The following is a 25,834-nucleotide window of genomic DNA, read 5'->3' on the forward strand; positions in this document are numbered from 1 at the left end:
TATGTAGCGAAAAGTCTTGATCGTGATGAGGTCACATCCCATAGATGACCTTGTCTCTGGTTCGCGCCGGCCCGGTTCACCAGGCTGTCAACCATGACGAACCTGCTCACCCGCCCTCACCCTCACCGGGAAGCCCGCCGCGACCTGATGACCGCTCACCGCCCGCTGCTGTTGTGCGCGGCGGGCATGACCGTGCTCGCCGTATTCAGCGGCATCGGAATGGTGATCGACGAGCGCGCCGTACTCGGCGAGCCGGTCTGGCTCAAGCCGTTCAAGTTCGCCGTGTCCTTCGCGCTGTACGCGGCCACGCTGGCGTGGATGCTGGGCAAAGTCCAGCGATGGCGGCGAACGCTCTGGTGGTTGGCCACGGTGGTCGTCGTGGGTTTCCTTCTCCCGGAGATCGCGGTCATCACCTTTCAGGCCGCGCGCGGTGTACGCAGCCACTTCAACTTCTCCACGCCGCTGGACGGGACCCTCTTCGCGATCATGGGCGGTGCGGCCTACCTGGGCTGGTTGATGACCTTCGCCGTGGGCGTCTTCCTCCTCTTCCAGCGCCGGCTCGACAGAGCGATGGCATGGGCGATTCCCCTCGGGATCGCACTGTCCCTCGGCGGCATGTCGATCGGCTACCTGATGACCGCTCCAACCCCGGACCAGGCGGAAGCGCTCAGGAACGGGCTGGAATCGACCACGATCGGGGCACACTCCGTCGGCGGGTTCGACGGCGGCGCCACCATGCCGCTGACCGGATGGGCAACCGAGTCAGGCGACCTCCGCGTCGCGCACTTCGTCGGACTGCACGCCCTGCAGGCACTCCCCCTGGTCGCGGTCGGACTCCGGCTGCTCGCACGCCGCTTCCCCGTCCTGCACGATATGACGACCCGCACCGCCCTCGTGATCGTCGCCGCGCTCGGCTACGCCGGAGTCGTCGTCCTCCTGCTGTGGCAGGCTCAGCGTGGCCAGGCCCTGACCCACCCGGACGGCCTGACGCTGACCGCCGCGGGAGCCCTCCTGGCCGCGGTGACGGTGAGTGCGACGATCATCGTGTCCGTACAGCGAGCTCGCCGTCTCTCCAGGAGTCGCTGATCCATCGGTCGCGTTGTCTCCGGAGACGCGCCGTCCGAGCCGCCGAAGGCCACGGACGTGAGTGCGGCGGTGCGACCGAAGCCGTACGGGGCGGATCGCGTCAGCTCCGGCGAAGGGCGAGGCGATCGGTCGTCTCGATGAGGCGATCAAGGATGCCGGGCTCCGAGTAGGCGTGCCCCGCGTCGTCGACGATGTGGAACTCGGCTTCCGGCCAGGCGCGATGAAGGTCCCAGGCGGTCCTGGCCGGGGTGCACATGTCGTACCGGCCCTGCACGATGACGCAGGGGATGTGCCGGATCCTGCCGACGTCCCGGATGAGCTGCCCCTCCTCGAAGAACCCGCCGTTGAGGAAGTAGTGGCTTTCGATTCTGGCGAAGGCGACCGCGTAATCGTCGCCGGAATGCGTGGCGATGATCTCGGGGTCTGGCCGCAGGGTGACGGTCGAGCCCTCCCAGACGCTCCACGCGCGTGCCGCGGGCAGCCGTACCTCCGGATCCGGATCGTTGAGCCGGGTGTGGAACGCGGCGATCAGATCTTCGCGCTCCTCCTCCGGGATCGGCGCGACATAGCTCTCCCAGGCATCGGGGAAGACCAGCGACGCCCCTTCCTGGTAGAACCACCGGAGCTCGAAGGGCCGCAACGTGAAGATGCCGCGCAGCACGAGTTCGGAGACGCTGTCAGGGTGGGTCTGCGCGTACGCGAGCGCCAGTGTGCTGCCCCACGACCCGCCGAACACCATCCAGCGGTCGACGCCCAGGTGCTCACGCAACCGCTCCAGGTCGGCGACGAGATGCCACGTCGTGTTGTGCTCCAGCGACACGACCGGGTCACCGGCATGCGGCCGGCTGCGCCCGCAGTTGCGCTGGTCGAACAGCACGATGCGGTACGCCCGCGGGTCGAACTGCCGGCGATGATCGGGGGTGCAGCCGCCGCCGGGCCCCCCGTGCACCATGACCACGGGCTTGCCGTCGGGGTCGCCGGAGACCTCCCAATAGATCTGGTTACCGTCGCCGACGTCGAGCAGACCGGAGTCGTACGGCTCGATCGGTGGATAGAGCGTCCTCATGACGGCCCATCTTCGCAGCACGAACCGCACGCCCGCCGGACCGCCCGGGTTCGGCGGGGCGCTGACGCGTCACCGGCCTTTCAACAAGGCAACCATGGGAAATCCATGAATGATTGTCCTTTTACCTCACGGGTACTCCACCCCCTATGAGCGAAAAGGAGAAAAACAGCGAACTCTCGGTGGGTGACAAGGTCACCTGGGAAAGCCACGGCTCTTCCACCTCGGGCACGGTGGAAGAGAAGATCACTGAGAGGACCGAGGATTCCGGGCGCACCGTGAACGCCTCGCCCGAGGACCCCCAATATCGCGTCCGCAGCGACAGAAGCGGCAAAAGCGCCGTACACAAGCCGTCGGCTCTTCGCAAAAAGGACCGCCATGACTGACGACAGAAAACAGATCGCCATAGATTTCCGCCAGACGGTCAACATGACGGCCGAGGAGCTCGACCACTGGCTCGGCACGCGGGAGTCGAACGCCGTCGGAGACAAATCCGGCGGCACCGAGTCGATCGGGCACGAGTCCGGTCGCCAGATCGTGAAAATCCTCAGGAGAGCGAACGGCGACCTCAGCGACGACGACTACGCCCACATGCGGAAGGTCGCCGGTTACATCCGCCGGCATCTGGCGCAACGACCGTCAGGTGACGTCCGGGAAACCGCATGGCGTTACTCCCTGATGAACTGGGGGCACGACCCGATCAAGTAGGTCTCCGCCGGCCGATACCGAAGCGACCGCCCCACCGAGGCGGTCGAGCCCGAAGGGCCACCACGCGCCGGGGAGGCGACGTCTCGGCGAACGGGCGCGGGGATCACCGAGGCGAGCGCGGCACCGGCCCGGCCGCCCACGGGCCGTGCGGCGTTTCGGTGACCGCGGGTGGGTCTGTGACCGCGAGAGGGCCGGTGACCGCGGGACGGCCTGCCGGTTGTCACGCGGCCGGACCCAGATCCCAGGTCCACAGTGCCTCGCGACCGCCGCCGACAAGCACGGCGCGGCCGTCGAGGTAGCTCATCGAGAGAGAGCCGAGGTAGCGGGAAGGACGCTGAAGCGTCCCGACCTGCCGGCTGGTGGTGAGGTCCCAGACCCGCATGCTCCTGTCCTGCGGCGAGTGGGTGACCGCGATCGGGACGCCGCCGACCCGTCCGAAGGCGACACTGCTGACCTGCTTGGAGTGGCCGAGCAGCGGACGCTCGACCTGCTCGCCCGTGGCGAGGTCGTAGAGCTCCACGGTCCTGCCGGTGGCCACGATCGCGACCGTCGTGCAGTCGAACCGGGCGATCTCCACCGGGGCCGAGTGCTCGGTCTTCGCGATGCGGAACGACGCCATCCGTTTTCCCGCGCCGACGTCCCAGAGCCGGGCGCGGGTGGCGCCGAAGGTCACCGCGACCGGCCGGCCCGCGAGGCGGATGAGGGCCAGCTGCCCGGCCGGACCGTTTCCGACGCTGAGGTCGTGCAGGAGCGTCCCCAAGGGAAAGTCCCAGATGCGTACCGCGCCCCGGGACGCGGAAGAGTCGCCGGCCGCGTCGCCCCTGTCACCCGCTCCGACCACGAGCACCCGGCGATCGGCCTCGGTGAGCGCGACCCCGGTGACGAGGCCGTCATGGCCGAGGAGGGGTTCGCCGATCGGCGTGCGACGTTCAAGGTCGAATATCCGGATCATCGAGGGATCTCCGACGCCGATCCCCGCGACCAGGACCGCTCGCCCGCCGTATTCGCCGGTCGCGAACGAGGTGACGCGCCCGGGCAACCTGACCGGGGAGTCCAGCGGTCTGCCACTACCGAGATCCCACACGCCCAGGACTTCGCCGTCGTTCCCGTGGGCCACCGTGACCGGTCTGCCGTGCAGCTCGCCGTTCACCCCGTAGACGTCCCCGTTGGGCCCTCCGGTGGCGGGAGGAGCGGACTCCCGGCCCGTGACGAGATCGTAGGCGCGGACGGCGTTGTCGCGCCCGCCGGTCACGATCACGGGACGGCCGCCGAGGTCACCGACCGCCAGCGACGTGACGTGCCCCGGGACCTCGAAGGACGGCAACCGCTCACCGGTGGCCGGATCGATGACCGCGACCGGGCTTCGGAGCCGCGATCCGTAGGGGTCGGTGGCGAGGTCTCCGGCGGTCTCGGCCGAGACGAACACGGTCCGGCCGTTCAGCACGGCGAGCGACGAGGGACCGAACCTCCCCTGCAGCGAATGGCGGGTCACCTCACGCGTGATCAGATCCCAGCGAATCACCCCGAGGTCGGCCGTGGGGATCAGGGCCACCGGACGACCGCCGATCGTGGTCGTCCTGATCGTGGTGATGTTCTGGATGAACTCGTCCTGGAGGACGAGCGGTTTCCCGACGGGTTTTCCGGAGAACGGATCCCAGGCGATCACCGCGTCGCTCTGTCCGGCCAGCACGAGCGGGACGCCGTGAACGCGGACCAACGCGACGGCGCTGAAGATCCCGGTACCGATGGGCGGGCCGATCCGGCGGCCGGTCGCCAGATCGAACACGTAGGCGCCGTCGGTGCCCGCCGTGGCGGCGATCGGCCTGCCGTCGAACTCGCCGAACGCGACGGACCGGAACCGCCCGGCGGGGAGCGGCCCGCCGACGGGCAGCCGGGTGGTGGCGTCCCACCTCTGGAGCGCCCCGCGGCTCCGGCCGAGGATGACGGGTCTGCCGCCGACGGTGCCGTACGCCACCGGGCCGTCGCCGGGGATCGGATCGCCGATCGGTTCCAGAGTGGCCCTGTCCCAGATCCGGATGGTGTGCTCGGCACCCGCGCTGATCACGACGGGCCGGTCGTCCAGTTCGCCCACGGCCACCGAGGTCACGTCGGCGTGGCCGCCCATGTCCATCGCGACGGGCGCCGCGAACGAGGCGGGAACGACGCCGCGTGACGTCTCCTGGCAGGTGGTGCCCGCCCGGGGCCAGCTCACGACGGTCGACCCGGCCGAGGCCAGCGGCACGGACCCGGCCAGGAACAGCGCGGCGAGGACGGGTGGCAGCCGCCGAAAGGACATCCGAACCCCTGTCGCCGTAATCGCTCCCCGAGCATAAACCGCACCCCTCACCGAGGGTGCCGCCCCGGCGTGATCCGCCGGAAGGGCGCCGGGTCCGGCCTGCCGCCACGGCCACGGGCCCCGGTGGTCACATCGGTGAAACCGGTGATTTCACCGATGCCAAACGATCTGCCGCCGGAGATCATCTCCGGGTGTGGCCGCACATCCGGCCGTGCCGGAAGGAGATATGAAGCATGGTCTCGCTGGTGAAAATGGCCAGAGTCATGGTGGCAGGCGTGGTGATCGCCGGGCTCGCGGCCGGACCGACCCACGCCGACACCCGGCAAACACCGCGATCAGCTCCTGCACCCGTCCCAGCCCCGACCGTCGAGGGGCCCGTTCCCGGCTCCGTCCCCGGTGACCCGTCCTCACCGGACGTGAAGAACACCTACCCCTGGTTGTCCACCGACGTGAACCTGGCCGCCCGCGGCTACGTGGAGCAGGAGTTCTACCTCTCCGGTGCGGCCGACGCCTACGACACGACCGGCCGGCTGCTCGCCTCGGACGTCCCCTACCGCACCCGGATCATCGTGCGCCGTCCCGCCCACCAGGCCACCTTCAACGGCACCGTGCTCGCCGAGTGGCAGAACGTGACCGCCGGGTACGACCTGGACGCCCTGTGGAGCCCCGACCAGATCACCCGTGCCGGGTACGCGTGGGTCGGCGTCTCCGCGCAGCGGGTCGGGGTCGACCAGCTCCGCGGATGGAGCCCGGCCCGCTACGGAACCCTGGACGTCACGGGCGGCGGCCGTTTCACCGCCGACGAGCTCTCCTACGACATCTTCTCCCAGGCGGCCAAGGCCGTCCGGGCGCGAGGCGGCAAGGCTCCCCTGGACCGGTTGAAGGTGGACACGGTGCTGGCGATCGGCGCCTCGCAGTCCGCGGGCCGGATGACCGTGTACTACGACGCCGTGCTGCCCCAGATCGAGAGCGTCTTCGACGGGTTCGCCAACATCGTCGGGGGCGCGCCCACCCGTGTCGGCGCCGAGCCGGTGTTCCAGGTGTTGTCGGAGACCGATGTGCGGTCACCGGCCCATCGTGCGGACAGTGACCGGTTCCGCCACTGGGAGGTCGCCGGCGCGGCCCACTCCGGCTGGACCGGCCAGGAGTACCGGCGCCCGCTGCTGACCCGCGACCTCGGTAGCGCACCCGCCTACACCTGCGACCAGCCACCGTTCAGCCGCGTGCCGTTGAGCCATGTGCTCGCCGCCGCCTACGACCACCTGACCCGCTGGGTCGAACGCGGGATCGCTCCCCCGACCGCTCCCCCGCTGCGGTTCAACCCCGACGGCACGAAGGTCCGCGACGAGCTGGGCCTGGCCCAGGGAGGCATCCGGCTCTCCCAGGTCGCGGCGCCCACCGCCCTCAACAACGGCGACAACTCGGGAGAGTCGTTCTGCCGGCTGTTCGGCACGCACGTGCCCTTCGACCAGGCCCGGCTCAAGCAGCTCTACCGCCTCCGGGGCCTGTACATCGCCGCCGTCGCGGGGTCCGACGCGGGCAACCTCCGCAAGGGCTACCTTCTGCCCTCCGACGCGGCCCAGAACCTGAAGGACGCCACCAAGGTCGACGTCGGCCGACACTGAGGCGGTGACACCTCACCCGTACGAGAGGGAGCGCGAGCCGAAGCCCGCGCTCCCTTTCCGGGACCTCGGCCGAACGGACGTGTGCGGCCTTGACGGCGGTCGGGCCGCGTTCACGTCCTCCCGGGAGACGTGCCGGTGACCAGGGGGCGGAGACCGCGGGAGCCGTCCGGCCCGCCGTGGTGCGTCACCGGAACTCGAGACCCGCGAACGCACCGGACGTGCGCCATTCGTCGAGGTAGGCGAAGTAGGCCGTCGCCCCGTGCGGGTAGCCCACGTTGAGCCGCGCCCGCAACCCCGCGTCCTGGCCCTCGTTGTTGTAGTAGCCCGGCGTGCAGTCCGGCGAGTTCAGCAGCCGGCCCGTGCCGGACAGCAGGAGCTCGACCCACGCGTCCTCGGCCTCCTTGGCGACCTCGATCTCGTCGAACCCGTTGTCGAGGGCATGCCTGATCATCAGCGCGATCGTCCTGCCCGCCTCCGTGAGGTTGTGCGGGATGTTGGAGATGAGGTTCGCGCCCTGCGTCGGCTGCACGATGAAGGCGTTCGGAAAACCGTGCACGTGGATGCCGTGCAGGGTGCGCATGCCCTCGGCCCAGTACTCGGAGAGCTTGACGCCGTCGCGACCGGTCATGTCGTAGCCGGCCCGTCGCGTGTATTCGGTGCCGACCTCGAAGCCGGAGGCGTAGATGACGCAGTCGACCTCGTACTCCCTGCCGGCGACGACGACTCCGTTCTCGGTGATCCGCTCCACGCCCTTGCCGTCGGTGTCGACGAGGTGGGTGCCGGGGACGTTGTAGGCCTGCAGGTACTCGTCGTGGAAGCACGGCCGCTTGCACAGCTGGCGGTACCACGCCTTCAGATTCCGGGCCGTCTCGGGATCCTCGACGATGGAGTCGACGCGCGCGCGGATCTCCTCCATTTTCTCGAAGTCGGACTCCTCGAAGGCCTCCATCATCTTCTCCGGGGTGAAGTCCTCGGGCGCGAGCTTCATGACCTTGGAGCGCAGCCGCCGGGCGATGTCGGTCCAGCCGTCCATCACCAGGTCCTCGTCGGCCATGCTGTTCGTCTGGTTGGCCGTGAAGTTCTCCAGCCAGCGCTGCTGCCAGCCCGGCGTCGCGATCTGGGCGAACCACTCAAAATCGGTCGGCTGGTTGTTGCGGACGTCGACCGACGACGGGGTGCGCTGGAACACGTACAGCTCCTCGCACGCCCGAGCCAGGTGCGGCACGCACTGCACGGCCGTCGCCCCCGTCCCGATGACGGCGACGCGTTTGCCGGCCAGCTTCTCCATCGGCGCACCCGAGGGGTCGCCCCCGGTGTAGTCGTAGTCCCAGCGGCTCGTGTGGAACGAGTGTCCCTTGAACGACTGGATGCCGGGAATCCCCGGCAGTTTCGGCACGTGCAGCGGACCGGTGCCCATCGCGACGAACCGGGCGGTGAAGTCGTCGCCCCGGTTGGTACGGATGATCCAGCGCGATCGCTCCTCGTCCCATCGGAGATCCTTGACCTCGGTGTGGAAGAGCGCGTCGTCGTACAGACCGAACTGCTTGCCGATGCGCCGGCAGTGTTCGAGGATCTCGGGTGCGTGCGCGTACTTCTCGGTCGGCACGTGACCGGTTTCCTCAAGGAGCGGCATGTACACGAACGACGCCGTGTCGCACTGCGCGCCGGGGTAGCGGTTCCAGTACCAGGTGCCGCCGAAGCCGCCTCCCTTCTCGATGATGCGGACGTCGTCGACGCCGGCCTCCTTCAGCCGCGCGCCGGTGACGAGACCGGCGAAGCCTCCGCCGATGAACGCGACCGTCACGTGGTCGGTCTTCGGCTCGCGTGGGGTCATCGGGGTGTGGGGGTCGTCGAGGTAGTGCGCGAGGTGGCCGGTGAGCCGGAGGTACTGGTCGTTGCCGTCGGGACGGAGCCGCTTGTTGCGCTCCTCCAGATACCTCTGGCGGAGGGACTCCTTGTCGATGGCGGTGCCATCGGGGCTGGCGAAGCGGCCTGTGACGGTCATGCGTGCTCCGTGTTCGACGGGGACGGGACGTCGATACGCCGAGCGGCGGGGGTGCCTCCGGCGGCATCCGCCCCTCAGCAGTGTCAGGATGTCACTCATGAGTGACATGCGGCAAGTGCCGCCGCTACGATCGTCGTATGACCCCTGACGCCGTGACCGTGACGTCGCTCTCCGACGAGCGGCGCGACGTCGCCCGATCACGGATCCTTCGCGCCGCACGCGTGGTGCTGGCGGAGCGCGGCCTCGCCGCGACCGTCGACGACGTGGCCGAAGCGGCCCACGTCAACCGGCGTACGGTGTTCCGCCACTTCGCCACGCGCGACGGCCTCTTCGCCGCCGCCATCAAGGAGGGCGTGCGCAGCTACGCCCTGCACATCCCGGCGCCGCCCGAGGACGACGACCTGCGGGCCTGGCTGCTCGATCTGCTGTTCGTCACCCACCGGCTCAACGCCCGCAACGGCCGCATCTACTGGGAGCTCGCGGCCCTCGAACCGGACAACCTCTCCGCCGAGCTCGCCCAGGCGGCCGCCGAGCGCCGGGAGAGCCGCAAGCTCTTCGCGGTCGGCGTCACCTCCCGCATGTGGCAGGCGCGCGGCGGGCGGGAACACCCTCCGGCGTGGCTGGTCGACGCCGTCGCCGTGCACCTTTCGGGATTCACCACCCAGTCGCTCACCGGAGACTTCGGCCGCACTCCCGACGAGGTGGCCCAGGTGTCGGCGCAGGTTCTCGAGGCCGCGCTGAGCGCCGCCCTCACCGCGTCGCGGTGATCGCCCGGCCCGACGCCGCCCGTCGGCGACCCGTAACGGCGCGGCCGGGCTCGGCGGGGTACCGCGGCGCCTGGCACCTGGTGCCTGAAAACGTGGGCCGGACCCGCGGTCACGTCAGGCCCCCGGTTCGAGTTCCTCCCGGATGGCCTGCCCCGCCGCGCGGTGCCCGGCGGCGGCAGCCGGGTCCGTCTCGTCGAGGACGGCGGCGATCCCCTCGTGGGCCAGCGCCTCCCTGTGCCGGTTGCCCACCTTCGGGGCCAGTTCGAGTGCCTGACGGTGCAGGCGCAGGGCCTCGTCGGGCAGGCCGGCCAGTCGGCAGGTCTCGCCGTAGTCGTTGAGGAAGTGAATCTTCCAGTGTTCCTCGAACAACTCGTCCAGGAGGGCGAAGGCCTGCCGGTGGCCGGCCAGCGCCTCCTCGTGGCGGCCCATCTGGCGCAGGGCGACGCCCAGGCAGTTGAGACACCACGCCTCGTTGTTCTTGTGGCCGTCCTCGCGGGCGACTTCCAGGGCGTGGCGCAGGTGCTCCGCGGCCTCGTCGGGTCGCTCGTGGGCGGTGGCCATGCCAAGGGTGATCCGGGCCGTCAGCGCGGCCGGCCAGGCGGGGTCGGCGTGCGCGGCGTCCAGCACCTCACGGGCCAGCCGCGCGGCCTCCTCGCGGTGTCCCAGTTGCAGCATCGCCCACGCCTCGTCGGCGGTCGCATGGGCCGCGCCCATCGGACAGCCGGCGTCCGCGTACAGCTTTCCCGCCGACCGGAACAGGCCGAGTGGCTCCTCGACACAACCCTCGTCCCACCGCAGGTAGCCGCGGCGCATCATCAGATCCGCCTCGGAGCGGGTGTCGCCCGCCTGGGACACCAGCGGTGCCGCCGCCTCGTACGCGGCGCCTGCCTCCGCCATCCGGCCCGCGTTGTAGCGGGCGAAGCCCAGGTCGCTGTGCGCCTCGGCCAGTTGCCACGGATCGCCCAGGCGCTGCGCGGCCGACAGCGAGCGCTCGAACAGGACGTTGAGGTGCGTCGTGCCGCAGCGCCGCGCGAAGTACGCCCGCATGAAGCGCGGCAGCTCGCACGCGTGCGCGTCGGCTCCGGTGGCGACCGCCACCTCGAAGGCGCCTATCAGGTTGGTGTACTCGGTGCCGTACCAGCCGAGAGCCGCGTGCTTGTCGGTGAACCGCGGCAGTTCGGCCGGCGGCCGGCCCGCGGAGGCCGGGCGGCTGCCGGACACGTACGGCATCGCGGCGTCGGCGGAGGCCGCCGCGTGTACGTAATAGTCGAGCACCCGGCCCAGCGCCTGCTCCCGCTCCGCCGGAGAATCCTGCTCCGAGGTGGCTCGGCGCGCGTGCTGGTGCACCAGGTCGTGCAAGATGTACCGGCCGGCCGACGGCTGCTGGACGAGGTGCGCGTCGAGCAGGTCCTCCAGCATCGCCCGTGCGCCGCGCAGCGGCACGTCCGCCAGCGCCGCCGCCACGTACTCGTCGAAGGACGACCCGAACAGCAGGCCCAGCAACCGGAACAACCTGCGCTCAGCCCGGTCCAGTTGCCGTACGGACATGGCGAACGCGGTGTCGAACTCGCTCGTGCCCTCCGCCATGCGCTCGACGAGGATGCCCACGGTCCAGCCCGGCCGGTGCCGCAACCGGGCCCCGGCCAGGCGCAGGGCCAGCGGCAGATGGCCGCACAACCGCAGGACTTCGGCCGCGGACTCCGCGTCACGGGCCAGGCGGCCGTCGGGGCCGCCGGGATCGCCGCTGGCGCGGGCCAGCAGCTCCGCGCTCTCCTGCGGGGTCAGGACGTCCAGTGAGACCGGGGGCACCTCCTCCAGGCCCAGCAGCCGATTGCGGCTGGTGATCAGGACGACGGAGGGCCCCGCGCCGGGCAGCAGCGGGCGGACCTGGTCGGCGCCGGCGACATTGTCGAGGACCACGACGGCCCGCCGGCCGGCCAGCTCCGAGCGCCAGCAGGCGGCCAGCGGCTCGACACCGCCCTCCTGCGGGATCTTCTCCGACGGGACGTCGAGCGCGGCGAGCAATGCCCGCAGCGCGGGATCGGGATCGAGCGGTTCCCGCCCGTCGGTGAACCCGTGCAGGTCCAGGTAGAGCTGCGCGTCCGGGTATCCGGCGGTCAGCAGGTGCGCCGCGTGCACCGCCAGACAGGTCTTGCCGACGCCCGCCATGCCGTCGACCGCGACCACCCGGCTGCTGTCCACCGCGGCGAGGACGGCGGCGAGCTGGGCCTCACGTCCGGTGAAGTCGGGCACGTCACGCGGCAGATCGTTGCGGGGCGGGCGCGGGACGCCGGCGGGCGGCGAGGGAGGCTGGACCTGGCGGCTCGTCTTCGGGGGCGACGGCAGGAGGTTCGTCACCCGCTCCCACACGGGGCGCAGCGGGCGGGGGTCACGCTTGACGAAGCGGCAGAGTTCGATCACCACGGGCCAGGGCGGCACCGACTGGCCGCTGAGGTAGCGCGACAGCGACGACGAGCTGAGGCCCGTGTCCCGCGCGAGGGCCCGCACGCCGCGCCCGGACAGCTCCTGGAGTAGACGCAGCCGGGCGGCCAGTTCGTCCTGGGGGTCCGCCTTCGCCGTCCGCTGGTTCACCGCCACCGTGCCCTGCCTTTCCGTCCCATCGCGAAAGAAACTTACCGGGACGAATAACCACAGGCCACCCCCGTTCCGGCTGTCCCACGGTGTCCCATCGCCGTCGTCATGGCACGCCGTTCCGGCTGTCATGGAGTCACGCCCCGAGGGACGGGGCGCCGATCCGAAAGAGGAGAACCACGATGCAGTCCCGTATGCAGAACCCCGCCTTCATCCTGTCCGGCGCGATGCAGCCCATCCAGGAGCTCTTCAAGGCCGTGCACACCGGCGGGGTGGACGCTCAGACGCTGGAGCTGGTGCATCTGCGGGTCAGCCAGATCAACGGCTGCAGCGCCTGCGTCGACGGGGGTGCCAAGAGCGCCCGCAAGGCCGGGGTGAGCGAGGAGCGGCTGGCCACGGTCGTCGCCTGGCGGGAGACCCCGTACTTCACCGAGGAGGAGCGGGCGGCGCTCGACCTGGCCGAGGCCGCGACGCGGCTGGCCGACCGTGCCGAGGCGGTGAGCGACGAGGTCTGGGACAGGGCCGCCACCTATTTCGACGAGAAGCAGCTGGCCGCGATCATTTTGATGATCGGCGTCACCAACCTGTTCAACCGGCTCAACGCCACCACCCGCCAGATCGCCGGCGCCTGGGGGTGAGCGACGCCCGTCCCGGGCCCCCTGATTCGAACCCGAGGCCCGGGACCGCTCGCCTCACCCCGGCGACCCCGGACGAGCCACCGCGCCGGCCGTCCCCCGCAAGCCACTCATCCCCATGAAGATCACAGGCGAGGAGTCCCACCATGACCGAGAAGCCGAAGACCACCACCGCGGCCGGCAAGAAGTTCGACGGGTTCACCGACGAGGAACGAGCCGCGCTGACGGAGCTGACCGCCGACGACGAGGCGCGGATCAGCGCACTCGCACGGCGAGCGGCGAGCTGAGAACCGCGCTCGCGCCGCGCCCTCGGCACGCACCCCCGAGACGACCGCGCGCCGAATCGCCCGACCACCACGACCGGGCGCGACCACGCCGTGATGGTCGCGCGCCCGGGCACCCGCGATGGGTCCGCACGTCGCCGGGACTATTTCCACGAGTTCCGTCCCGTTAAGGTGGCCGAATCGGAGGGTTCCGTGCAGGAGGAAACGTGCCGGTCTTCTTAGCCCGCTTGCTGGCCCGAATCACGACGCTGGGAACCTGGTGGACACCGGTCATCGTCCTCGGCCTCGTGTTCGTGACGAGCTGGCCCCTCATGACGCTCGTGGAACCCGCGGACAACACGATCGTCGAACCCGCCAACTTCTGGTGGTACTTCGTGGTCACCGCCTCGACCGTCGGCTACGGCGACCTGTATCCGACGTCGGCGGCGGGCCACCTCGTCGGCGTGTACATCATCGTCGGCGGCATCGCGACACTGACGACCGTGTTCACCAAGCTGTCGACGGCGCTGGAACAAGCGAGAGGACGAAGGATGCAGGGTGCCATCACGGTGGAGGACTCCGGCCACGTCGTGCTGCTCGGTTACACGCCGGGACGGACCGAGCAGATGGTGGACGAGCTGGTCGCCGACGGTTCGACTCGCGTCGTGCTCTGCGCTTGGAACGATGTATCGACGCATCCGATGCCCGACCGCGACGTCGCGTTCGTGCGCGGTGACCTGACCGACGACGGCGTGCTGCGCCGGGCCGGCGTGCAGCGGGCGTACAGCGTGCTGGTCGACGCCCGCGACGACAACGAGGCGCTGGCGATCGCGGTCACCGCCGACCACGTCGCCGAGGGCGCCCATCTTGTCGTCGCGCTGCGCGACATCGGCAGGGTCCGGCATCTGCGATACGTCGACGAGGCCGTGCGCTGCGTCCAGTGGCACAGCCCCCATATGATCACCGAGGAGTTGAAGGATCCCGGCATCACCGAGATCTACACGCAACTGATGACCCACGGCGGCGCCGACACCTATTCGGTCCGGTTGCCGGAGTCTCTGGGACCCGTGCTGGTCGACCGCTGCCAGACCTCGCTCGGCCGGCTGCACGGCGCCACGATGCTCGCCGCGCGTACCGGCGACACGCTGCTGGTCAACCCGGGCTGGCGAACCCAGTTGCCGGCGGGGGCCGTGCTCTACTACGTCGGCTCCCGCCGCCTCACCCCCGACGAGATCGCGAAAAGCCTGCGCGAGACCGGCTGACCGCCCGCTCCGGGCCGGACGGCCGGGGCAGGCGGCCGTCCGGTTACCTGGCCGTGGCCGCGTCACCGCCGTACGTCCCGCACCAGCCGGTCGGGGTCGCGTACGGCGTCGTCGGCCGGGGCACGCCGGCGACGGTCAGATACCTCGTGACCGTCGCGGGGGCGCTCGTCAGTCCGCGGCGGCGGCCCGGTAGCGCAGGCCGTCCATCAGCAGGTCGAGCAGCCGGCGAGCCTGGTCACGCTGCTCGGGCGCGCCGGCGGCGAGGGACACACCGTTCATGCTCACGAGCACGTCGACCGGCTCGACGTCCGGCCGTACGGTCCCGGCGGCGGCGCCGGCCTGAAGCAGCGTCGTGATCGCGGCGACCAGCCGTTCAAGACTCTCCGCGTACGGGTTCCCGCCGGACGCGATGACCGCGCGCAGCGCGTCGGCCATGCCGCGCTTGGTCGTCATGTAGTCGACGAACCGATCCATCCAGGTGCGCGTCGCCTCGTCGGGCCGCATGGTCCGCAGGAGTTCCGTCGCGGCGTCGCACAACCTCGTGAGCTCGTTGCGGTACACCGCCTCGATGAGCGCCTCACGGGTGGGGAAATGGCGGTAGAGCGTACCGATGCCGACGCCCGCGTCCTTCGCGATCGCGTCGAGCGTCACGTCCGGCCCGTCCTGGGAGAACGCGCGTACGGCGGTGTCGAGCAGCCGGTCGCGGTTGCGCTGCGCGTCGGCGCGTAGCGGTCGGGGGTCTGTGGACGCCACAGGCTTCTCCTCGTCAGTCCGTTCGGACGTCGTGGCGACAGGTCACCGTGAGACACGGCTTGCTAAATGGAGGAGACTCCGCTTAGAGTCCTATTTAGTGGAGGGTCCTCCGCTTCACATCGTACCGGCTGGCCCTCTCCTTCGCATCGTCACTCAGGACAGGCAGGATCATGACCGCGACCACACCCGTCACCACACCGTTCACCGCCCGGTCCACCGCGGCCGAGGTCCTGGACGGCATCGACCTCACTGGCCGCCGCGTCATCGTGACCGGCGGGGCGTCCGGCATCGGCGTCGAGACCGCCCGGGCACTCGCCGGCGCGGGCGCCGAGGTGACCCTGGCGGTCCGGAACCTCGAAGCGGGAACGCGCACCGCCGAGGACATCACCGCGACCACCGGCAACAAGCAGGTCCTCGTCGCACCGCTGGACCTTTCCGACCAGGCGTCCGTCGCGGCCTTCACCGCCGCGTGGGACGGCCCGCTGCACATCCTCGTCAACAACGCCGGGGTGATGGCCTCTCCCATGACCCGGACGCCGGAGGGCTGGGAGCTCCAGTTCGCCACCAACCACCTCGGTCACTTCGCGCTCACCACGGGACTGCACCGGGCGCTCGCGGCGGCCGGCGACGCCCGCGTCGTATCGGTCAGTTCGAGCGCGCACCTGCGCTCGCCGATCGTCTTCGACGACATCCACTTCCGGGAGCGCGCCTACGAGCCCTGGTCGGCGTACGGACAGTCCAAGACGGCCAACGTCCTGCTCGCGGTCGAGGCGACGAGGCGATGGGCGGACGACGGCATCACCGTCAACGCGCTGATGCCCGGCGCGATCCGGACCAACCTGCAGCGGCACGTCACCCAGGAGGATCTCGACAGGCTTCTCGCCCAGAACCCCGACGCGGCGAGCACCGTGTGGAAGACGCCCGAGCAGGGCGCCGCCACGTCCGTGCTGGTCGCGACGTCGCCCCTTCTCAAGGGCGTCGGCGGGCGCTACTTCGAGGACTGCAACGAGGCGGAGCCGAACCGGCCGGGCATGCGCCAGGGCGTCGCCGCGTACGCGCTCGACCCCGAGGCCGCCGCACGGCTCTGGCAGGTCTCCATCGAGACGCTCGCCGCATGACCGCTCCGTCTTCCGCCCGGCGGAGGTCGTCCATGTGATTCGGGCGCCGCGGGCGACCTCGACGGCGCCCCGCGGGACCGTCGCCGCGATCCATACTGATCAAGAAGGTCTGAGGTCACGTGCGTCTGGAGGGCAGGTTAAGCGGCGCGTTCGGGCAGGTTGTAGACCTGGAATATGAGGTATTCAGATCGCGGAGGCCTGTCGATGCGGGCCCGCGCCGAACGAGAGCGACTTCGGTTCATAGCGGCGGACCTGTTCGCCGGAGGCATGAGCGCACCGCAGGTGGCGCGAGAGTTGAGCATCACCCGGAAGTCGGCGTGTGCGTGGCGTCGAGCCTGGCAGTCCGGAGGCAAGACCGCGCTGGCCTCCAAAGGGCCCGGCGGCAACGTGTGCCGGCTGTCGGCTGATCAGCTGGAGCGGCTGGCGTGGGAACTGGAACGGGGTCCGGCCGCGCACGGCTGGAGCGATCAGCGCTGGACACTGCCCCGGATCGCCGCGGTGATCAGGGAGGTGTTTCGGGTGTCGTACACGGCGCGCGGGGTGGCCTATCTGCTGCGCGGGCGAGGGTGGTCGCCGCAGGTGCCGGTGCACCGGGCCACCGAGCGCGACGAGGAGCAGATCACCGCGTGGAAGGGCTGGCGGTGGTCGGCGTTAAAAGAACCGCGGCGGCTTGGGACGCCTGGATCGTCTTCTGCGACGAATCAGGCCAGAGTCTGAGGCCGCCCAAGGGGCGTACCTGGGCACGGCGCGGCCACACCCCGATCGTGGCCGTGCCCGGGCGCGGAACGGGCCGGGTCTCGATCGCTGGGCTGCTGTGTGTCAAGCCGGGGCAGCGGACCCGGCTGATCTACCGGATGAGCGTCTATCACGGCCGCAAATACGAGCCGAAGGGCTTCGGCTCGGCCGACTTCGCCGCTCTGCTCACCGACGCTCACCAGCAGCTGCACGGCCCGATCATGGTCGTCTGGGATAATCTCCCGGCGCATGTCAGCGCCCCGATGCGGGCCTGGATCGCCGCACGCGCCGACTGGCTGCTGGTCTACCGGCTGCCACCGTATGCTCCGGAGATCAACCCGGCCGAAGGGGTGTGGGCCAACCTCAAGGGCAAGATCTACAACCTCGCCATCCACGGCATCGATGCACTGGCTGTGCTTCTGAAAAGCCATCTCAAGCGTATGCAGTACCAGCCTGACCTGCTCAACGCGTTCATCACCGAGACCGGTCTGAGCCTCGAACCTCCATAACCCCAGACCTTCTTAATCAGTACATCCGGCGGGGGCGGCCGTCGCCCGTTCAAACTCGGCGCTGTTTTTGATGACGACGGAACCTCACCGGAAAAGACCTGACCGGTAGGGCCCGAAGGCCCTCGCACGGTCATTCCGGCGTCAATGACAATGACACATGAGAAACGCTGGAGTGATCGGCCGGATTCAGACCTCGCTCTGCTCGTCTTTCTTGCGGCTCGCCACGACGCCCACACAGACGACGGCCAGGAGGAGCTGCAGGATGAGGACGCCCCACGTGTTGTCCTCGAAGTCCAGGAGGTAGGCGATCCCTGAGCCCACGAAGGCGGCCACGATGCCGGCGAGGATCGTGGCGACCAGACCGATCTCCTGCCGACCGGGGATCAGCAGCCGGCCGAGGCCGCCGGTGACCGCCCCGACCAGAATGGCGCTGAAGATGAACGTGATCATATAGATCTCCCGCAAGGTGTTTTTCAACGATTCAGGGCCGCCCTGAGGCGCCTTCGTTGATATGAACTTGACAGCGCATATACGGAAAACGGGGCGCATATACGCGACGGAACAAAGCTATCCGGTTCGCCGGGTGATTACCCCTCGCGGACTAAGACATTCCATGATCAGGCGTTTGTGATCTCTTCGTGAGGCAGGGCGGCGAGCGCCCGCAGGGCACGTAGGAAACCACGCCGGTCCTCGACGGAAAGGCGCGCCAGCAGGCGTTCTTCCTTGTGCCGGATGCCCGTCTGCGCGGAGTCCCGCACGCGGCGCCCCTCGGCGGTCAGCGACAGGACCCGGGCGCGCCGATCGGCGGGGTCGGGGGTCCGGTCGATGAGACCTCTCCGCTGGAGATCGTCGAGGACTCCGATGATGCGGGTCTTGTCCGCGCCGATGGACTCCGCGAGCGCGGCCTGGGTCCGGAGCGGCCGCTCGTCCAGAGCGAGCAGGACCGAGTAGGCCCACATCGACAGGTCATGCTCGCGCAGCACGGGCAGCTCCGCGTCGACGAGCGCCCTGCTCAGAGGGACGATCATCGCGGCCAGGTCAGGACGGTCGGTCACGGGAGCACATTATACGGATCGACATACGATACGCATATGTAGATTATATGCATAAGTCTATTAACTGAAAGAGTCTTGCACGCCTGTCCGGGAACCGGACAGGCGTGCAAGACTCGCGAGCGCGGACCTGGCCGCCACGGTGGCGATCGAGGACCTCGAACGGTCGACGCCCTGCGCACGGCCACCGACCCACCGGGATCAGCCGCTCCGAGGACGAGCGCGCCGTGCTCATCTCCGAGGAGGAGACGAGGAACCGCTCCGCCTCCGTCGTCCGCGACCTCCTGCGCCAGGCCGCGTCTTACCAGGGAAGGGGGCCTTCGGCGTCGAAGTAACCTCCGGTGGGGCCGTCAGCGCCCACCTGCGCCATGCGCACGATGATCTCGGCGCCCTGCTCAACGGTCTGGATGCCGGTGTTCCCGTTCAGGTCGGTCTTGGTGAAGCCGGGTTCCACCGCGTTGATCCTCATGTTCGGGAACGCCTTCGCGTACTGCACGGTGATCACGTTGACCACGGTCTTCGACGCCGGGTAGGCGACGCCCGGGTAGGCGTACGCCGGGGTACCCGGGGTGGTGACCCGGGTCAGCGAGGCCAGGCCGCTGCTGACGTTGACCACGACAGGGGCGGCGGAACGCTGCAGCAGCGGGAGAAACGCGTGGATGACGCGCACCGTGCCGAAGACGTTCGTCTCGAACGTCTGCCGCATCAGGTCGGCGGTCACGTCCACAGGGCCGATCACGGCGTTGTTGTCACCCCTCTCTTCGACGCCGGCATTGTTGATCAGTACGTCCAGCCCTCCATCTGCCTCGATGGCCTTCACCGCGGCCTCCACGGACGCGTCGTCGGTGACGTCGAGCCGGACCGCCCGCGCGCCCAGCCGCTCGGCGGCCCGGCGCCCGCGCTCGGCGTCCCGGCTGCCGACATAGACGGTGTGACCTGCCGCGCCGAGCCGGCGGGCGGTCTCGAAGCCCAGCCCCTTGTTCGCTCCAGTGATCAGTGTTGTTGTCATGCCCCCAGGTTTTCGGTGCGGCGGCCTGGTCAGCCAGTCGTCCCCTCTTCCTGGGACTGCCGGTACCAGGCAGGTCCCCGGTGGACGGTGTTCACTGGTGGCATGACGACGACGGAATTCGGGCAGGCGGTGCGGCGCTGGCGCGACCGGGTTCCGCCCGAGACGGCCGGGCTGCCCACCGGCGGACACCGGCGCGCGGCCGGGCTGCGCCGCGAGGAGCTGGCCCTGCTGGCAGGGATCTCCGTCGACTATGTCACCCGCCTCGAACAGAGCCGGGCGACCAACCCGTCGGCACAGGTCGTCGAGGCCCTGGCCCGGGCGCTGCGGCTGTCGGCAGACGAGCGCGCGTACCTGTTCCAGATGGCCGGGCTCGTGCCGCCGGGACCCGAGACAGTGCCCGCGTACATCACCCCGAGCGTTCAGCGACTGCTGGACAGACTGGCCGGCACTCCCGTCGGGGTCTACGACGCGGCCTGGACGCTGCTCATGGCCAACCCGCCGTACGCGGCGCTCATGGGCGATCCGTCCGGGTGGCGTGGCAACGAACGCAACGGCGTGTGGCGCAACTTCCTCGGCCCGGGCAGCCGGGTCCGTCACACACCGCGGGCACAGCGCGCGTTCGAGGCCGCGCTGGTCGCCGACCTGCGCGCGACCGCCGGCCGGTATCCCGCCGACCGGCACCTGCGGCGCCTGGTCGCACAGTTGCGCACGAACAGTGACCGGTTCGCCGAGCTGTGGGATGCGGGCGTCGTCGGCCGGCATCGGGCCTCACGCAAGACCATCGAGCATCCGCAGGTGGGCCCTCTGACGCTGGATTGCGATGTGCTCAGCGTCGCGGGCAGCGACCTGCGCATCATGATCTACACGGCCGAGCCCGGCACCCAGGACGACGAACGGCTCGCGCTGCTCGCGGTCATCGGCACCCAGACACTCGTCGGATAGCGGCCCCGCCGACCTTCCCTCGTCCAAACTTCCTCGGGCGCGGCCTGGGTCCGGAGCGGCCGCTCGTCCAGAGCGAGCAGGACCGAGCAGGCCCACATCGACAGGTCACGCTCGCGCGGCACGGGCAGCTCCGCGTCGACGAGCGCCCTGCCCAGAGGGACGATCATCGCGGCCAGGTCAGGACGGTCGGTCACAGGAGCACATCATACGAATCGACATACGATATGCATGAGCATATGATGTGCGAAAGCTTATCAATTGAAGGAGTCTTTCATGGATGTCCGGGAGCTGGACAGGCGTGCGGTGCTCGCGAGCGTGGACCTGGTCGCCACGGTGGCGATCGAGGACCTCGGACGGTCGACGCCCTGCGACGGCTGGACACTGGCCGACCTGCTCGCCCACATGACCGTCCAGCATCACGGCTTCGCCGCCGCGGCGGAGGGAGCGGGAGCCGATCTGTCGGTGTGGCGGGTCGAGCCGCTCGGTGACGACGCCGTCTCCGCCTACGCCGTCGCCGCCGAACGCGTGACGGCGGCGTTCGCGGCGGACGGCGTGCCGGATCGCGAGTTCGCGCTGCCCGAGTTCGGGAAAGGCGCGACGTTCCCCGCGTCACAGGCCATCGGTTTCCACCTCATCGACTACCTGGTGCACGGCTGGGACGTCGCCCGGTCACTCGGCGTCGGGTTCACCGTGGAGCCGGAGCTGGTGGAGGCCGTCTGGCCGATCGCCCTGGCGATCCCGGACGACGAGCGACGCCGCAGACCGGGCTCCGCGTTCCAGCCGGGCCTGGTCGTCCCCGAGGACGCGACCCGCTTCGACCGGATCCTCGCCATGCTCGGCCGTTCCCCCGCCTGGGGAACCCCTGCCACCGGAGGCTGAGAACCCCTGGCCGGCGGGCGGGTCGATCTTCATGGCCGGAGGCTCCGCGGAGGTCCCAGCAGAGACCAGCTTCGGTCATCCCCCCAGATCGAGGACGAGTCCACGTACGGTCGCAGCAATGCGACGAGTTCCGCGTCGCCTCGATCGTTGAGCTCGTCCGAGGCGATCTTTCGCGCCACCCCGGCGAGGAAGTCGGCGACCTGAACCCGCGGATCCAGGCGTGAGTCGACGAGCCTCAGGCCGGCCAGCCGACCGCTCGGCGAACGGCGGAGATCGGCGGGCCGCGGCCTGCCGAACATCTCCCTGAGCTGCGCGACGCGCTCCTCCGTCAACCCGTTGTGTTCGTCGTGGACGATCGAGACGAGCTTTCCGCCCTCACCCCAGTGAACGACGGCCTGGACAATGGCCGGAATCAGCGGGTCCAGCGCCGGAATCGTCTTCGGATTGTCGAGAAGTCCTGCCCGGAAAGAATCGGCGTGAGGCCTGGACCGCCCGAGCAATCCCATGATCTCGTCAACCCGGCCCCGCGTGCCGTCGAGACCCATGGCGTCGACCACGCGAAAGAACGAGTCGACAGACGTCCTGGCGCGCATCAGGTCGTTGAACGACTCCAGGAACGCGTTCCATCGCTCGCGGCCGAACATGCGCGGACCCTCGCGATACAGGGTGACGGCCATTTCCTCGGACCCCTGGTTCCGGTACGGAGCCAGGCCCGTCGCGTGAACGACCTCCCCGGCGAGCAGGTCGACGATCTTGCCGACGGCGAAGAACGTCTTGTCGGTCAGATAAACGTGCGCGTTCCCGAGGATCGGCCCCAGCGGCCCGAGCAGCCAGGTGAGGACCGGCCGATGCTTCTCGCGGAGCAGGTGGTTCGCCTTGTACTCCATCGCCGGAGATCTTATTCTGTCCCGTATTTCCCGGACGCACTCCGCCGCCGATTCGGCACTGAGCAGAACTCCGGCGTGCGCGAAGACATCGGTGTTTCCACCGATGAGCTTCTCCCCTTCCGAACCGGACTCGTCGCAGGCGATCTCAACGAATCGACCGGCCGACGAAAACCCTGATCGCACGGAAACCTGACGGTCCCCCGTCACCGCCCGGTTCCCTCATGGACGAGATGTCTCCCAACAAGCGCGTCACCTCGATACCCCCGCAACGAATTTCGCCCCACTCGTATCGATGAACGATGAGCCGGAAAAGGCGCACGAATCAATACGGCCAGGAATTCCGGGCCGGTCGGCTTTTCCCTCACCCCGGCGAGAATCCCGAATCCCTCATATCGCACAGCAAACCCCTACGATAAATTCACCCGAACTCTACCAACGAATTCATATTTCCGATAATGGATTTTTGGTTGGGGCGGCCGTCGATCCGGGACCCGCCGCGAGCGACTCCACGACCGCGACGGCACGGGTCTTCCACCAGCCTGACCGCCGCGCCCCCTCGGCATCACTCCCACCCGCCCAGTAGACCGAGATGCAAACTAGATTGCATTCCTAACTAGCTTGCTTTACCTTCTAGGTAGCACAGCACCTAAGGAGACCCCCGATGTCGTTCACCTCCCTGACGCTTCTCATGACGGCCGTCCTCGTCGGATATCTGGCCCTTGTCAGCCCCCTGATCGGCAAGCGCAGCTACGACAGGCTGGCCCGCTCCCGCGACCAGGACCCCACGCTCTATCGCCGGACGAACGTGCTCTGGGGCGCCGAGTTGTGGACACTGGCCGCCGTGGCGCTTCTCATCGTCGTGGTGGAGCCGAGTCTCGACACCGCGGACATCGGCCTGGTGATCAAGGAGCCGCTGAGTGACACCCTCGGGACGGTCGTCGGCTTCCTGTGCGCCGCCGCGGTCGGCACGTTCGTCATCTCGCGGCTGGCGGCCAAGGGCAAGCCCGTCCCCGGGCAGCAGACCATCTCACACCTGTTGCCGCGCACCTCTGCCGAACGCTGGTACGCGGCGGGCCTGTCGGTGACCGCCGGCATCACCGAGGAGATCGTCTACCGAGGACTGCTCATCGCGGTCGGCACGGGCGCGCTCGGTCTGAGCACGGAAATGGCCGCCTTCCTCGCACTGGTGGTGTTCGTCGCGGGCCACCTCTACCAGGGCTGGCACGGCATGCTCCTGGTCACCCTGATCGGCTTCAGCCTGACCATGCTCTATCTGAGGACGGGCAGCCTGCTCCTGCCGATCCTGCTGCACGTCCTGATCGACCTTCGCGGCCTGCTGCTCACCCCGCAGCCGCGACGTGAGCCGGTCGGGCAGGCAGCCTAGGTAGGATCGCCACCATGACGAGCGACCGCCGTGCGAGCTGGCTGAAAGGCGTGCTCGACCTTATGGTTCTCGCCAGCCTGACGACCGGCGAGAACTACGGCTACGAGATCGTCAAAGACCTCGCCGAATCGGGCCTCGGCCAGATCAAGGGCGGCACCCTCTACCCGGTGCTCAACCGGCTGGAGGAGGCGGGACTGGTCTCCGCGGAGTTCCGGGCGACCGAGCGCGGGCCCGGCCGCCGCTACTACCAGCTCACCGACCTCGGTAGGCAGACACTCGCCGAGCAGGGCGGGCTCTGGCTGACCTTCGACGAGTCGGTGCGCACCGCACTGCTCAAGAGCGGCGTCAAGCCTCATCATCCCTCCGGCCCAGACGACGAGGAGCTCCGATGAGCGGCGATTCCGTGGAGACCGCCGACACCTACTTCGGCGAACTCGCCGTGCTTCTGTCCGAGGCGGGCATGCCGGCGGACCGGGTCGGCGCCACGCTGGACGAGCTCGCCGGATACCTCGCCGAAAGCGGCGACGACCCCGAGGAGGAGTTCGGCCCGGCGTCCGAACTGGCCAGGGAGCTGACCGTCGCCTCGGCCCCGCCCGCCGAACCCGCCGCGAACGCCCACACCTGGCACTGGACCGCCGACCTGTTCCAGGACGTCAAGATGCTCAACGAGTACGGCGCGCAGGGCTGGGAGGTCGACAGGGTCGACGTGAAGGGCCTGTTCATCAGCGTCCGCGACCCCGAGCACCCGCAGCAGTGGGAGTACCGCAGAGAGCTGATCGCGCCCGGCCGCCGCGAGAGCGTGCTCGACCGGCTCGCCCCCGATGGCTGGGAGCCGTGCGGCAGGTGGATGCGCTTCGAATACTTCAAGCGCCCCAAAGCCGCCAGCCTGGGGCCCGCCGCGGAGCTGACCGCCCCGCCGCAGGCTCCCGGTCGCGGCATCTTCCTCAGTCCCTGGTTCTACGCCCTCGTCATCGTGCTGATCCTGGCGGTGGTGACGGCGCTGCTGCGGATCGAAGAGCCGAGCGACGGCCGGGGCACCGTCCTGGGCCTGCTCGTCGGGGCGGCCGTGGGCACGCTGGGCGTGGTGATCGTGGTCTGGTCGGCTGCCCGGCGCGACAAGAGGCGCTGAGCCCGGCGGTTCTCCGGGCCGGGGCGCATCGACGAGAGATCCCTCGGTCTTCTCCTCCATTTGACGGCTCACGCCCATTCGAACCGTGCGATGGACAATCCTCATGGCCGAATCTGCAAGGTATGTGTCCTTGCGGCCATAACGTCGAAGGTTCGACCATGGTGGCATGTCACAACGCGTGGTCATGGTGCTTTTCGACGGCTTCCAGCTGCTCGATCTCGCGGGCCCTGCCGATGTCTTCTCCTCCGCCGGGCTGCTGAGTCCGGCCGCCGGCTACCAGGTGGAGACCACGGCTCTCCGCGAGGGAGCCGTGCGCTCCTCGTCCGGCGTCACGGTGGTCGTCGAGACGCCGCTGCGGGAAGTGAAAGGGCCGATCGACACGCTGCTGGTCGTCGGTGGTCTCCCCACCCACATGGATATCGCCGACACCGCGGCACTGACCCCGGAGGTCCGCCGGCTCGCCGGGGAGTCGGCCCGTGTCGGATCCATCTGCTCGGGCACGTTGCTGCTGGCCGAGGCGGGCCTGCTGAAGGGGCGAAAGGTCACCACCCACTGGGCGGTGGGGAACATGCTCGCCCGCGAGTATCCCGACGTACGAGTGGACGCCGACCGCATCTACGTGCGCGACGGCAACGTGTGGACCTCGGCGGGAGTCACCTCGGGAATCGATCTCGCCCTCGCCCTCGTCGCCCACGACCACGGGCACGAGCTGGCCAGGGACATCTCTCGCTGGCTGGTCGTATACCTGCAGCGACCGGGCGGACAGAGCCAGTTCAGCACGCCGCTGAGCGTACGGACACCAAAGCGCGAACCTCTGCGCGACCTGCAGACCTGGATCGAGGAGAACCTCGACGACGACCTGTCGGTGGAGGTCCTCGCGGGACGCGTGAACATGAGCGTCCGCCACTTCTCACGCGTGTTCAGGACCGAGGTCGGTGTGCCGCCCGCGCGGTACGTGGAGCACGCGCGGACGGCGGCGGCCAAGCGGCTGCTGGAGAGCGCCGACGAGCCGCTCGACCGGATCGCCGTCCGGGTCGGGCTCGGAACACCGGAAACCCTCTATCGCGTCTTCCGGCGGCACCTCACGATCTCGCCGGGAGAGTACCGGCGCCGATTCCACACCAAGGAGAGCTGA

The 25,834-nt window shown here is 69.4% G+C and carries 27 protein-coding genes; 17 read left to right on the forward strand and 10 right to left on the reverse strand.

What is annotated here, in order from left to right; translation table 11 throughout:
- Positions 1-93 precede the first annotated feature (93 nt).
- The gene (locus J2853_RS31505) at positions 94-1,086 is read left to right on the forward strand and encodes a hypothetical protein (protein WP_307564319.1); all 993 of its coding nucleotides are present in this window, start codon (positions 94-96) and stop codon (positions 1,084-1,086) included.
- A gap of 100 nt (positions 1,087-1,186) precedes the next feature.
- Here J2853_RS31505 and pip read toward each other — a convergent pair whose 3' ends face one another.
- Complete coding sequence (gene pip, locus J2853_RS31510; protein WP_307564321.1) at positions 1,187-2,152, reverse strand: prolyl aminopeptidase; 966 nt, start codon at positions 2,150-2,152, stop codon at positions 1,187-1,189.
- Between the two features lie 146 nt (positions 2,153-2,298).
- On the opposite strand from pip, the gene J2853_RS31515 reads away from it, so the two are divergent.
- A complete protein-coding gene (locus tag J2853_RS31515; RefSeq protein ID WP_307564323.1) occupies positions 2,299-2,535 on the forward strand; it encodes a hypervirulence associated TUDOR domain-containing protein in 237 nt (78 codons plus the stop codon).
- Entirely contained in the window at positions 2,528-2,857 is a 330-nt protein-coding gene (locus tag J2853_RS31520; protein ID WP_307564325.1) for a DUF3140 domain-containing protein, read from the forward strand. Before J2853_RS31515 ends, J2853_RS31520 begins: the two co-directional genes overlap by 8 nt.
- Positions 2,858-3,077: 220 nt before the next feature.
- Here J2853_RS31520 and J2853_RS31525 read toward each other — a convergent pair whose 3' ends face one another.
- Entirely contained in the window at positions 3,078-5,153 is a 2,076-nt protein-coding gene (locus tag J2853_RS31525; protein ID WP_307564326.1) for a WD40 repeat domain-containing protein, read from the reverse strand.
- 233 nt (positions 5,154-5,386) lie between these two features.
- Between J2853_RS31525 and J2853_RS31530 the strand changes: the two genes are divergently transcribed.
- Complete coding sequence (locus tag J2853_RS31530; RefSeq protein ID WP_307564328.1) at positions 5,387-6,778, forward strand: alpha/beta hydrolase domain-containing protein; 1,392 nt, start codon at positions 5,387-5,389, stop codon at positions 6,776-6,778.
- A 184-nt stretch (positions 6,779-6,962) separates the two neighbouring features.
- Here J2853_RS31530 and J2853_RS31535 read toward each other — a convergent pair whose 3' ends face one another.
- Complete coding sequence (locus tag J2853_RS31535; RefSeq protein WP_307564330.1) at positions 6,963-8,783, reverse strand: flavin-containing monooxygenase; 1,821 nt, start codon at positions 8,781-8,783, stop codon at positions 6,963-6,965.
- A gap of 137 nt (positions 8,784-8,920) precedes the next feature.
- Here J2853_RS31535 and J2853_RS31540 point away from each other — a divergent pair, with 137 nt between their 5' ends.
- Positions 8,921-9,550, forward strand: coding sequence for a TetR/AcrR family transcriptional regulator (locus tag J2853_RS31540; RefSeq protein WP_307564331.1), 630 nt, complete (start codon positions 8,921-8,923; stop codon positions 9,548-9,550).
- A gap of 114 nt (positions 9,551-9,664) precedes the next feature.
- Here J2853_RS31540 and J2853_RS31545 read toward each other — a convergent pair whose 3' ends face one another.
- Complete coding sequence (locus J2853_RS31545) at positions 9,665-12,148, reverse strand: tetratricopeptide repeat protein (RefSeq protein WP_307564333.1); 2,484 nt, start codon at positions 12,146-12,148, stop codon at positions 9,665-9,667.
- 176 nt (positions 12,149-12,324) lie between these two features.
- Here J2853_RS31545 and J2853_RS31550 point away from each other — a divergent pair, with 176 nt between their 5' ends.
- The 3 genes from J2853_RS31550 (at position 12,325) to J2853_RS31560 (ending at position 14,302) form a co-directional block, all read left to right on the forward strand.
- A complete protein-coding gene (locus J2853_RS31550; protein WP_307564335.1) occupies positions 12,325-12,780 on the forward strand; it encodes a carboxymuconolactone decarboxylase family protein in 456 nt (151 codons plus the stop codon).
- A gap of 143 nt (positions 12,781-12,923) precedes the next feature.
- Positions 12,924-13,064 carry a hypothetical protein gene (locus J2853_RS31555; RefSeq protein ID WP_307564337.1) on the forward strand — a complete coding sequence of 47 codons (141 nt, stop codon included), beginning with the start codon at positions 12,924-12,926 and terminating at the stop codon, positions 13,062-13,064.
- A 203-nt stretch (positions 13,065-13,267) separates the two neighbouring features.
- Positions 13,268-14,302, forward strand: a complete 1,035-nt coding sequence (locus J2853_RS31560) for an ion channel (protein ID WP_307564340.1) — start codon at positions 13,268-13,270, stop codon at positions 14,300-14,302.
- Between the two features lie 168 nt (positions 14,303-14,470).
- Here J2853_RS31560 and J2853_RS31565 read toward each other — a convergent pair whose 3' ends face one another.
- Entirely contained in the window at positions 14,471-15,055 is a 585-nt protein-coding gene (locus tag J2853_RS31565; protein WP_307564342.1) for a TetR/AcrR family transcriptional regulator, read from the reverse strand.
- Between the two features lie 170 nt (positions 15,056-15,225).
- Here J2853_RS31565 and J2853_RS31570 point away from each other — a divergent pair, with 170 nt between their 5' ends.
- The 3 genes from J2853_RS31570 to J2853_RS31580 all read left to right on the forward strand — a co-directional run bounded on the left by J2853_RS31570 (position 15,226) and on the right by J2853_RS31580 (position 17,417).
- On the forward strand, positions 15,226-16,173 hold the full coding sequence (locus tag J2853_RS31570) for an SDR family NAD(P)-dependent oxidoreductase (RefSeq protein ID WP_307564344.1): 948 nt from the start codon (positions 15,226-15,228) through the stop codon (positions 16,171-16,173).
- Positions 16,174-16,347: 174 nt separating this feature from the next.
- Positions 16,348-16,890, forward strand: a complete 543-nt coding sequence (locus J2853_RS31575) for a helix-turn-helix domain-containing protein (RefSeq protein WP_307564346.1) — start codon at positions 16,348-16,350, stop codon at positions 16,888-16,890.
- Positions 16,815-17,417, forward strand: coding sequence for a transposase (locus tag J2853_RS31580; RefSeq protein ID WP_307568892.1), 603 nt, complete (start codon positions 16,815-16,817; stop codon positions 17,415-17,417). The genes J2853_RS31575 and J2853_RS31580 overlap by 76 nt, the downstream gene beginning before the upstream one ends.
- Before the next feature lie 186 nt (positions 17,418-17,603).
- Here the strand turns inward: J2853_RS31580 and J2853_RS31585 are convergent, their stop codons facing one another.
- From J2853_RS31585 to J2853_RS31595, 3 genes are all read right to left on the reverse strand, one after another.
- A complete protein-coding gene (locus J2853_RS31585; RefSeq protein ID WP_307564348.1) occupies positions 17,604-17,867 on the reverse strand; it encodes a GlsB/YeaQ/YmgE family stress response membrane protein in 264 nt (87 codons plus the stop codon).
- A gap of 167 nt (positions 17,868-18,034) precedes the next feature.
- Positions 18,035-18,472, reverse strand: coding sequence for a MarR family winged helix-turn-helix transcriptional regulator (locus tag J2853_RS31590; protein ID WP_307564350.1), 438 nt, complete (start codon positions 18,470-18,472; stop codon positions 18,035-18,037).
- A gap of 298 nt (positions 18,473-18,770) precedes the next feature.
- Positions 18,771-19,478 carry an SDR family NAD(P)-dependent oxidoreductase gene (locus tag J2853_RS31595; RefSeq protein ID WP_307564352.1) on the reverse strand — a complete coding sequence of 236 codons (708 nt, stop codon included), beginning with the start codon at positions 19,476-19,478 and terminating at the stop codon, positions 18,771-18,773.
- Between the two features lie 102 nt (positions 19,479-19,580).
- Between J2853_RS31595 and J2853_RS31600 the strand changes: the two genes are divergently transcribed.
- Positions 19,581-20,420 carry a helix-turn-helix transcriptional regulator gene (locus J2853_RS31600; protein WP_307564355.1) on the forward strand — a complete coding sequence of 280 codons (840 nt, stop codon included), beginning with the start codon at positions 19,581-19,583 and terminating at the stop codon, positions 20,418-20,420.
- Here J2853_RS31600 and J2853_RS31605 read toward each other — a convergent pair.
- Positions 20,339-20,614, reverse strand: coding sequence for a hypothetical protein (locus tag J2853_RS31605; RefSeq protein ID WP_307564357.1), 276 nt, complete (start codon positions 20,612-20,614; stop codon positions 20,339-20,341). The genes J2853_RS31600 and J2853_RS31605 overlap by 82 nt on opposite strands.
- A gap of 79 nt (positions 20,615-20,693) precedes the next feature.
- Here J2853_RS31605 and J2853_RS31610 point away from each other — a divergent pair, with 79 nt between their 5' ends.
- Positions 20,694-21,299, forward strand: coding sequence for a TIGR03086 family metal-binding protein (locus J2853_RS31610; RefSeq protein ID WP_307564358.1), 606 nt, complete (start codon positions 20,694-20,696; stop codon positions 21,297-21,299).
- A 29-nt stretch (positions 21,300-21,328) separates the two neighbouring features.
- Here the strand turns inward: J2853_RS31610 and J2853_RS31615 are convergent, their stop codons facing one another.
- Positions 21,329-22,393: a DUF3800 domain-containing protein gene (locus J2853_RS31615; RefSeq protein WP_307564360.1), complete on the reverse strand. Its 1,065-nt coding sequence runs from the start codon at positions 22,391-22,393 to the stop codon at positions 21,329-21,331.
- A 454-nt stretch (positions 22,394-22,847) separates the two neighbouring features.
- Here J2853_RS31615 and J2853_RS31620 point away from each other — a divergent pair, with 454 nt between their 5' ends.
- The 4 genes from J2853_RS31620 to J2853_RS31635 all read left to right on the forward strand — a co-directional run bounded on the left by J2853_RS31620 (position 22,848) and on the right by J2853_RS31635 (position 25,834).
- The gene (locus tag J2853_RS31620) at positions 22,848-23,570 is read left to right on the forward strand and encodes a CPBP family intramembrane glutamic endopeptidase (RefSeq protein ID WP_307564362.1); all 723 of its coding nucleotides are present in this window, start codon (positions 22,848-22,850) and stop codon (positions 23,568-23,570) included.
- A 14-nt stretch (positions 23,571-23,584) separates the two neighbouring features.
- Complete coding sequence (locus J2853_RS31625; protein ID WP_307564364.1) at positions 23,585-23,962, forward strand: PadR family transcriptional regulator; 378 nt, start codon at positions 23,585-23,587, stop codon at positions 23,960-23,962.
- Entirely contained in the window at positions 23,959-24,699 is a 741-nt protein-coding gene (locus J2853_RS31630) for a hypothetical protein (protein WP_307564365.1), read from the forward strand. The genes J2853_RS31625 and J2853_RS31630 overlap by 4 nt, the downstream gene beginning before the upstream one ends.
- 166 nt (positions 24,700-24,865) lie before the next feature.
- Positions 24,866-25,834 (forward strand): GlxA family transcriptional regulator, encoded by a 969-nt coding sequence (locus tag J2853_RS31635; RefSeq protein WP_307564366.1) that lies wholly within the window; start codon positions 24,866-24,868, stop codon positions 25,832-25,834.

The sequence above is a fragment of the Streptosporangium lutulentum genome, assembly GCF_030811455.1.
Lineage (GTDB): Bacteria > Actinomycetota > Actinomycetes > Streptosporangiales > Streptosporangiaceae > Streptosporangium > Streptosporangium lutulentum.